The organism is Malikia granosa, assembly GCF_002980595.1.
GTDB classification, from domain to species: Bacteria; Pseudomonadota; Gammaproteobacteria; order Burkholderiales; family Burkholderiaceae_C; genus Malikia; species Malikia granosa.
This window is the reverse complement of record NZ_PVLQ01000019.1, coordinates 31,590-39,488: the sequence shown is the minus strand read 5'-3', so window position 1 is coordinate 39,488 and position 7,899 is coordinate 31,590. Positions and strand designations below refer to the sequence as shown.

The window sequence follows — 7,899 nt, the reverse complement described above, 5'->3', positions numbered from 1 at the left end:
GGGGGCCGGGCGCCGGCGGGGTGGCCGGGGGGGGGGGGGGTGGTTGAGAACCCAAGAAAAAACGCCCGCCGCAACCGAAGTCACGACGAGCGCCCAGAACAGCGCCATTGTCGCAGATCCGCACACCGGCCGCAAGCTGAACCCGACGACCACCTGCTCGGGCAACAAGCCCCCGCGCCGCAACGAGCGCCGCAAGGCCCGCGATCGCAAGCGCTGGCCGGACAGGACCGGCCAGGCCGCGAGTCTGTACGCCCATGCTGGTCTCGGGAAAATCTGGTTTGTCGAGTTTGTCGATGTGTCTATAGGGACAGGTGACAGTAAACCCTGCTATGATTTCTGCAAGCCGAAAGGCCCGGTGTGTCGTAACACCTTTGGTTCCGAGGTTGCAGCCCCCACCTTAAAGCGGGGTTTTGTCATGTCCGATTTCGTCCGTTGCTGGTCTTCCAGCATCGGCATGGTTACGGGCGAGATGGGCCTATCCGCGAGGACGGCCGCACGGCGGAACCCGTGTTACGAACATCTCGTCCACCCCCTGCGTGTCGTAGCGTGGGGAGTGGCTTCTGAGTCTCGTTCCGGAGCCCCAACCATGACCAAGGTCGTCCCCCTGGTGCGCGCTGCTGCGCCCATCATCACCCTGGCCAGCCACCGCGCTGCGCCCATCCAGTCCCAAGCGGACATCACCGACCCCCAGATCATTGCCCTGCACGCTGCGGCCGAAAACGCCCTGGCCAGCGCCCTGCACCTGCTGCGCTCGCTCGACTGCGATCCGGCCAAGCTGCAACAGGCCACGGGCCGCGCCGCCCGTGCCACCACCTTGCTCAAGCGTGCCTGCGCTGCCCAGGTGGCAGGGGGTGGAGCATGAGCACCGCAAAGACCTCTGAGAGCGTTATCCCCAAGCGCCGCTCAAGCGACTGGAAGAACAAGGCCGCAGCGAGCATGACGCCCGAGCAGCTCGGAATTCTGCTCAACGACATTGCCGGAATGGCCAAGCACATCAACCGCCTAACCTCGCTGCTGATGGTCAACCTGGGGCACGGGCAGGAAGACGAAGAAACCTACCTGACAGCCATCGAGGCGATGGCGCAACGCATCGGCTGGGCGGCTGACATGGCCTCTGACCGAATCGAAGGAGCTGGTAGCGCCGTGTACGGCGACGCTGAAAAATGGATGATGCCACCGCTCTTTCACTACTACCATGCTGCGGCCGAAGGGGCGGCAGCATGAGCGACGGCACGATTCAAGACGCCATGGCGGCGGCTGGACTGCGCCCGGCCAAGGATCTGCACATCCCCGGCACGGGCAAGCTGATCCGCTACCGGGTCGAGGGCGACAAGGGCGGCAGCGTCAACGGCTGGGCCGTGTTGCACGAGATGGGCACGGCATCCTTCGGTTCCTTCGGCAGTTGGAAGACTGGCGCGACCCATACCTGGCGCAGTGGCTTCGATCGCACCCGAGCGCCCACGGCGCAAGAGCAGGCCGACCTCAAGATCCGCATGGATCTGTTGGAAAAGGCCCGGCGCGAGGAACTGGCCAAGGTCCGCGCCCAGGCCCGCGACAAGGCGGCAAAACTGTGGGGGCGGGCCAAGCCGGCCACCAATGCCCACCCCTACCTGATGCGCAAGCAGGTCAACGCCTACGGCCTGCGGTCGCTGGGCGACGCCCTGCTGATCCCGCTGCGCGACACGTCGGGCACGCTGCACAGCCTGCAATTCATCTACCCGGACGGCGGCAAGAAGTTCCTGACTGGCGGCATGACCCAGGGCTGTTATGTGGCCATCGGCAGGCCGCGCGAGGCGCTGCTGATCGCCGAGGGCTACGCGACCGCGGCAACGCTGCATCAAGCCTCTGGCTTGCCGGTGGCGGCCTGCTTCAGTGCCAACAACATGGAGCCCGTGGCACGCGCGCTGCGCGCCAAGTTCCCCGAGTTGCGGCTGGTGCTGTGCGCCGACGATGACCGCCAGACCCAGGGCAACCCCGGCCTGACGGCGGCACGCGCTGCGGCGCGGGCGGTGCATGGCGTGGTGGCGGTCCCGGTGTTCGAGGGGGGTGGCCCATGTCTGAGCTGACCGACTTCAACGACCTAGCCAGCGAGTGCGGCCTCGAGGCCGTGGCAGAGGTCATCAAGGCCGCTGTGCAAACAGAGCCACGGCCGCCTGAGCGGACCTTCCCGGATCTGCCCGAGGTCGACGACAACCAGGACGGGCTCGGCGGCACGATGACGGCCGCTGCACCGGCTCACGAATGGACTGAACCCATACTTCCCGGCAGCGCCAAGACGCCCGATATCCCGGTCTATGAGGTGCTGGCCGGCTGGCTGGGCGACTACGCCCACCATGTCGCCAAGTCCACCCAGACACCTGGGGTCATGTCGGTGCTGTGCGCGCTGGGGGTGCTGGCGACCGTGCTGCAACGCCGCTTCGAGGTCGCGCCCAAGGGCGGCAAGAGCTTTCGAGAAACCCTGTCCCTGTGGTGCGTCAGCGTGAGCCCACCCGGCACGCGCAAGACGGCGGTGCTCGGGGCCTTCCTGGGGCCGCTGGTGCGCTGGGAGAAGCTGCTGGCCGACCGGATGCGGCGCGACATTGCCAAGAACCTGACGCTGCGCAACACGATCCAGAAGCGGATCGAGGCACTGACGCTGCGCTGTGGCAAGGCAGACCCGGCCGAGCTGGAAGAACTGCGGCGCGAGATCGAGCAGCTTCAGGACGAGCTGCCCGACGAGCTGCGCGCGCCCAGGCTGTTCACCGCCGATGTGACACCCGAGCGGCTGCAAGTCATGCTGATGGAGCACGGCGAGAGCATGGCGGTTCACAGCGACGAGCCGGGCATCTTCGGCATCATGGGCGGACGCTACTCGGGCGGGTCGGCCAACCTCGACGTGTTCCTGCAAGGCCATGCCGGCAGCCCCATGCGCGTGGACCGGGCGGGTCGCAAAGCCTACGCCGACCGGCCGGCGCTGTCCTTCAACCTGATGATTCAGCCGGCCATCATGGCCGACGTGGCCAAGGGCAACGGCTTCAGGGGGTCCGGCCTGCTGGCCCGCTTCCTCTACGCCATGCCCGAAAGCAACGTCGGACGGCGCGATGTGCGCGAGATGCACGACATCCCCGACGAAGTGCGCGAGGACTACCAGGCCGGCATCGAGGGCCTGCTGCACGGACTGCCGGGCGAGCCCGGCGCACCCGGCCCGGCAACCGTCCTGGAACTGACCGATACGGCGCGTGAGCTGTGGTTTGACTTTGCCCAGGAGGTCGAGCATCTGCAAGGCGCGGGCGGCGACCTGGAGGGAATCAGCGACTGGACCAGCAAGCTGCCCGGCACCGTGGCCCGCATCGCGGCGCTGCTCGAGCTGGCCGAGTGGGGTCTGACAGCCGAGTGGGTCAGCGAGTCCGCCATGGCGCGGGCAATCCATCTGGCACGGCTGCTGATCCCGCACGCCCAGGCGGCCTTCGGGCTGCTGGGGGCCGATCCGGTGGACGACGACGCGGCGCTGGTGCTGCGCTGGCTGACCGGGCGCGGACTGGAAGAAGCCAGCCAGCGGGACATTCAGAGGGGCTTGTCCTGGCGCTTCAAGAACCTCGACAAACTGACCGCTGCCATCGACAAACTCAGACAAACCGGATGCGTGATGACCTACAGCAAGCGCAACAACAGGGCAAAACCAACTGCCATGGTTCAAATCAACCCACTTCTGTCGAGTTAGTCGATCTGTCGCTAAAGATGATTTCTAAGTAATTTTTACTTATTTATCAATATCTTGTACCTCAAGGCTACTACCGCTGCTAGACACATAGACAAACTCGACAAACCAGAGATCAGACCCTTGCACGACAAACCCGTCATGCCATCCATCATTTGGGTTTGTCGAGTTTGTCTACGTGTCGATGGGGGGTAGTGGCCTTGCCTGATCCACGACCAGGAGCAGGTGAACACCATGCAGCCGGCACCACCCACCCCCGGCTTCGGGTCCTTCCTGGCTACGGCCAGGGCGGGTTCATTCAGCCGCGCTCTCCGACTGTTCAACGAGTCCCCTAAGGGGGTCATAGCATGAACCAAGACACACAAGACCACGACATCGGCCTGCTGAAACGCTGGCCGGCACTGGGCCTGCCATGCACCCAGCAAGAGCTGGCCGACCTGGTAGGCGTCACACAGTCCGCGATCAGCCGCCACATCACGGCTGGCCACATTCCCCGCGACGGCACCGCCCTGGAGCAACTGCGGGCCTACCTGGCGCACCTTGAAGCCGAGGCCGAACGCCAGACAGGCGACGGCCTCCTGAGCCTGCCTGCGGAGCGCGCCGCCCTGGCGCGCGCCCAGCGCGAGGCGGTCGAGATGAAGAACGAGGCCATGCGCGCCGAGTACGCCCCGACCGCGCTGCTGCGCGAGGTGCTGGCCATGGTCAGCGCCCCGATGGCTGCCCATATCGACCAGTTGACCGGCCAGCTCGAGCAGGCCGCGCCGGATCTGCCCGAGTCCGCCCGCACTGTGGTGCTGGCCGTCATCGCCAGTGCCCGCGCCGCCTGGATCAGATCTACGTCAGAGCTGGTCGACCGCAGCTTGTCCGAGCAGCATGAAGACCAGGACGCCGACCTTGCAGACGATGGAGCAGGCGATGAGGTCTGACATGCAATCCGGCATCGAGCTGCTGATGCGCGTCGCCAACGGCGACCGCGTGACCCCTGACGAAGCGCGCCGCCTGCTGACGGCCGCAGCCGAGGCGGCCAACCATACCCAGGCGCTCGGGGTCGATCGCCTGGCCCGGATCAGGTACCGTGACGCCGCCCTGGTCGAGGCGTCGCGCCTGCTGGCCGCTGATGATGCCGGCGCCTGGACCGTGGCCGGCAGACTGGCCCAGGCCGTGAAGCGATTCCAAACGCGCATTTGGCCGCGCTTGCGTGCTGGAGGCATGGCCGGCAGCATGGACCCGCTCGACAGCGCCCTGCACCGGGCCTTCCTGGCCGGCGAGCGCGTCCCCGCCACCGCCAGGCGCCTGTTCGACCTGGTGAAGTAGGCCGAAGCGATAGCCGGATCATTTCAGTCAGGAAGCCTGACCATATAGGCATGACTGAAACCAAATCCACTTTCACCCCCGGCGCTGTCATGGCGGCAGCGCCTGACGCGATCCGCCAAGCTATCGGCGAGCATGTCGATTACCCCCACCCGCTCGCGGACGGTCTGACCCTGCGTCAGATCGCCTATGCGGCCGGCTCGCGGGTTCGACCTCCTTCCGAGAATGAACTCGACATATCCGTCATGGGACGCGGGATGATTTCGTCGGAGTTCTCCGCCGTGCTGGCAGACGGTTACACCAAGATCACCCGCGCCTCCTACGACTCGCACGCCGCCGATCACCTGAACTTCAGCGCTGTGATGGAGGTAAGCGACTTCAAGCCCGTTGAAATGGTCTCCCTGGACGATGACGGCCTGGAGCTGGAAAAGCTGGGAGAAAACGGGCGCGTCACTCGCGGATTCGCGTTTATGGCATCGGTTAATCAGTCCGTTCGCCTGACTACCTATGCTAAGGCGGTGCTGGTATCGCGGCAGGCCATCGTCAACGATCAGGCGTCCGCCATTGCCCAGAGCTTCACGGCCGTTGGCGTCAGTGCCGGCCGGATCGAATCGCGCCTCGTGACGGCCGCCCTGGAAAACCCGCCGCCGCTGTCTGACGGCCTGCCGATCTTTGGCCCCGAGCATGTCAACGTCATTGAGCAACCCCTGTCTGGTGCTGCGCTGGGCTCCGGCATGGCTGCGCTGCGCACCCAGCCGACCGCCACTGGACAACGATCCGGCTTGAGCGCGACCCACATCGTCACATCGCCCGAGCTGGAATTCGAGGCGCGCCGACTGATCCGCGATGCTGGCCTTGACCTGCGCGTCAGCGTTTTGGCCGATCTGCCGGCCCATCGCTGGTATCTGCTGGCTGACCCCGTGGCCTGCCCTGTCGTGGCACTGCTGCGCCTCTATGGCACCCGGCATCCTATCCGCGTCGAGCAGCGCAAGACCCCTGCTGAGGTAGACGGCACGCTGGTCCAAGTCACTGCCGACATGGGAGCCTGCATCCTGCGCCGAACCGGTATCGTGCGCGGCGGCATCGCTGCCTGACCCCTTCACGGGTAAGCCTACCAGGCACCGCGCCTTGCTTGTAACAGCGGCTGACAGCAAGGCATGACCGACAGCGGACGCGTAGCTCCTGAACGCTGCGAGTTGGTCAACCCCATCAAGACACCATCATGAAGATCATCAAGAAGCCAACGCGAAAGCAGATCGAAGCCTCTCGCTCACTGGTCCCCATCTCTGCTCTGTGCCCTGGCAATCCCCGCATTCAGCCTTCCACCAGCAAGACCGCACAGCCAGCCCGTAACAAGACCTATCCCAACCGCAAATCATGAGCACACAAGCCGAACGCCAAATCGCCGCTATCAAGCGCACCAACGACCTCCTGAATGGTCAGATCGACCCTTCTCTGTCCCTCGATGAACAGCGCACCCGCCGCGCTCAAATACTGGAAGCCCGCGCGGCATACGCTGGCGACGATGACCAGGAACAATCGGCCCAGCCCCGGCCGCCCAAGGTCTGCCCACTGTCTCGCGCCATGCTGCGCACAGTCATCAAGACCGGCCTTGAGAATGGCTTCAATGATTCCGTGGTCTGCAACGATTTCCTACGGCATTCCGTTGCCGTGGGCTGCGCCGAACTGGAGCTTGATGAATCTGACCCGGTTTTCGTCAAGGGAACCGTGTCCTACTTTCACGGCGACAACACCAGCCACGCCGATGCCGGCGTGATCATGAATGCCATGCATACCGTACTGGCTTCAGACAAGATGGGCGCGGCCCAGGAACATATCCTCATCGATGGAGGCCATGCCCCCATCGCTGACCCCGAAAACAAGTTCCGGGTCAGTTTCGTGGTTCGTTGCCCGGCATGACGGACTACCCCGCCGCAGACAGCTTGCGCCGCTGCTGGCCCTGGCAGCCCCGAGGCCATGCCGGCGCCGACCTGGAGCGCGTCGCCTATCACGAGGCCGGGCATGTCGTGCTGATGGAGTGGCTGGGATTGGAAGATGTGAGGGCCGAGGCTACCGCAATTGGAGGTCTGGCTCACATGCCGACCAGCTTTCTGGAAACCCCCCTTCCAGATCCGCCCCCAGATGAGTCCGGAATCCTGGCGGCCACCGCTGCGGCCGTTTGCCATGCTGGCGTCATGGCCGAGCAGATCAGATCCGGCCAGCCGTGGATCGGCCCTATCTATTACCCAGATCAAGATGACTTCAATACTTCCGAAGCCATGCTTCATACCAGATTCGGCAGGACCTCAAGCGCCGGCCATGGATATGCCCAGCGCGTCGCGCGTCACGTCCTAGAACACCACTGGGAGCGCGTCCAAGAGATCGCGGCCGCCCTGGTAGAGCGTGGCGAGTGGAGCGCTAAGAGCACGGCGATGGAGCGTCAAGCATGAGTAAGAAGGCCACTCGCCGCCGGGTCTATGCCACCGACATTCACCCGGTCGCGCTGGCGACCCTGAACCGGCAGGCCGCCGCCGAAGTCATCCTGCCCCGAATTGCCGAGCATGAGGCCCTGACCGCCTACCAGGAGGGCTGCGCCGGCTGGGCCGATCATGAGCATCTGTCCATCCTGGCCCATGCCGGCCTGTACCTGGTCGAGCGGGGCCTAGAGCCGCAAGAGCGAGACACCTTCGCGGCCGGGCTGGATCTGCTCGACAACCTGGCCGAGCGGTCCACTACCACCGCTGACGAGCTGGCCCTGCTGCGCCAGATGGTCGCAGCCCATGACCGCCAGCGCGAGCAGATCGGACGCGGGACTACCTCAAAGCCCTGAAGGCGCTGCAGCCGCAATGCCGGGCCTGATCCTGTCCTCCCGTGGGCGGTATTGTGTCCAA

The 7,899-nt window shown here is 65.1% G+C and carries 11 protein-coding genes; all 11 read left to right on the top strand.

Annotation, left to right across the window (positions count from 1 at the left end; genetic code table 11):
• Positions 1-586 precede the first annotated feature (586 nt).
• Entirely contained in the window at positions 587-862 is a 276-nt protein-coding gene (locus C6P64_RS05990; protein ID WP_105747691.1) for a hypothetical protein, read from the top strand.
• Entirely contained in the window at positions 859-1,224 is a 366-nt protein-coding gene (locus tag C6P64_RS05985; protein ID WP_105747690.1) for a hypothetical protein, read from the top strand. The genes C6P64_RS05990 and C6P64_RS05985 overlap by 4 nt, the downstream gene beginning before the upstream one ends.
• Positions 1,221-2,066, top strand: coding sequence for a toprim domain-containing protein (locus C6P64_RS05980; RefSeq protein WP_105747689.1), 846 nt, complete (start codon positions 1,221-1,223; stop codon positions 2,064-2,066). The genes C6P64_RS05985 and C6P64_RS05980 overlap by 4 nt, the downstream gene beginning before the upstream one ends.
• Positions 2,054-3,700, top strand: a complete 1,647-nt coding sequence (locus C6P64_RS05975; RefSeq protein WP_105747688.1) for a DUF3987 domain-containing protein — start codon at positions 2,054-2,056, stop codon at positions 3,698-3,700. The genes C6P64_RS05980 and C6P64_RS05975 overlap by 13 nt, the downstream gene beginning before the upstream one ends.
• Positions 3,701-4,044: 344 nt before the next feature.
• A complete protein-coding gene (locus tag C6P64_RS05970; RefSeq protein WP_105747687.1) occupies positions 4,045-4,623 on the top strand; it encodes a hypothetical protein in 579 nt (192 codons plus the stop codon).
• Between the two features lies 1 nt (position 4,624).
• The gene (locus C6P64_RS05965; RefSeq protein ID WP_105747686.1) at positions 4,625-5,011 is read left to right on the top strand and encodes a hypothetical protein; all 387 of its coding nucleotides are present in this window, start codon (positions 4,625-4,627) and stop codon (positions 5,009-5,011) included.
• 50 nt (positions 5,012-5,061) lie between these two features.
• Positions 5,062-6,102 (top strand): phage major capsid protein, encoded by a 1,041-nt coding sequence (locus tag C6P64_RS05960; protein WP_105747685.1) that lies wholly within the window; start codon positions 5,062-5,064, stop codon positions 6,100-6,102.
• Positions 6,103-6,230: 128 nt separating this feature from the next.
• Positions 6,231-6,389, top strand: coding sequence for a hypothetical protein (locus C6P64_RS18165; RefSeq protein WP_170073052.1), 159 nt, complete (start codon positions 6,231-6,233; stop codon positions 6,387-6,389).
• Entirely contained in the window at positions 6,386-6,928 is a 543-nt protein-coding gene (locus tag C6P64_RS05955) for a hypothetical protein (RefSeq protein WP_105747684.1), read from the top strand. The genes C6P64_RS18165 and C6P64_RS05955 overlap by 4 nt, the downstream gene beginning before the upstream one ends.
• On the top strand, positions 6,925-7,458 hold the full coding sequence (locus C6P64_RS05950; protein WP_105747683.1) for a hypothetical protein: 534 nt from the start codon (positions 6,925-6,927) through the stop codon (positions 7,456-7,458). Before C6P64_RS05955 ends, C6P64_RS05950 begins: the two co-directional genes overlap by 4 nt.
• Positions 7,455-7,838 carry a hypothetical protein gene (locus tag C6P64_RS05945; protein WP_105747682.1) on the top strand — a complete coding sequence of 128 codons (384 nt, stop codon included), beginning with the start codon at positions 7,455-7,457 and terminating at the stop codon, positions 7,836-7,838. Before C6P64_RS05950 ends, C6P64_RS05945 begins: the two co-directional genes overlap by 4 nt.
• The last annotated feature ends 61 nt before the right edge of the window (positions 7,839-7,899 follow it).

What these genes read in the sequence shown, in the direction of transcription:
- C6P64_RS05990 (WP_105747691.1), top strand. Translation starts at nt 587, where the DNA reads ATGACCAAGGTCGTCCCCCTGGTGCGCGCTGCTGCGCCCATCATCACC.
- C6P64_RS05985 (WP_105747690.1), top strand. Translation starts at nt 859, where the DNA reads ATGAGCACCGCAAAGACCTCTGAGAGCGTTATCCCCAAGCGCCGCTCA.
- C6P64_RS05980 (WP_105747689.1), top strand. Translation starts at nt 1,221, where the DNA reads ATGAGCGACGGCACGATTCAAGACGCCATGGCGGCGGCTGGACTGCGC.
- C6P64_RS05975 (WP_105747688.1), top strand. Translation starts at nt 2,054, where the DNA reads ATGTCTGAGCTGACCGACTTCAACGACCTAGCCAGCGAGTGCGGCCTC.
- C6P64_RS05970 (WP_105747687.1), top strand. Translation starts at nt 4,045, where the DNA reads ATGAACCAAGACACACAAGACCACGACATCGGCCTGCTGAAACGCTGG.
- C6P64_RS05965 (WP_105747686.1), top strand. Translation starts at nt 4,625, where the DNA reads ATGCAATCCGGCATCGAGCTGCTGATGCGCGTCGCCAACGGCGACCGC.
- C6P64_RS05960 (WP_105747685.1), top strand. Translation starts at nt 5,062, where the DNA reads ATGACTGAAACCAAATCCACTTTCACCCCCGGCGCTGTCATGGCGGCA.
- C6P64_RS18165 (WP_170073052.1), top strand. Translation starts at nt 6,231, where the DNA reads ATGAAGATCATCAAGAAGCCAACGCGAAAGCAGATCGAAGCCTCTCGC.
- C6P64_RS05955 (WP_105747684.1), top strand. Translation starts at nt 6,386, where the DNA reads ATGAGCACACAAGCCGAACGCCAAATCGCCGCTATCAAGCGCACCAAC.
- C6P64_RS05950 (WP_105747683.1), top strand. Translation starts at nt 6,925, where the DNA reads ATGACGGACTACCCCGCCGCAGACAGCTTGCGCCGCTGCTGGCCCTGG.
- C6P64_RS05945 (WP_105747682.1), top strand. Translation starts at nt 7,455, where the DNA reads ATGAGTAAGAAGGCCACTCGCCGCCGGGTCTATGCCACCGACATTCAC.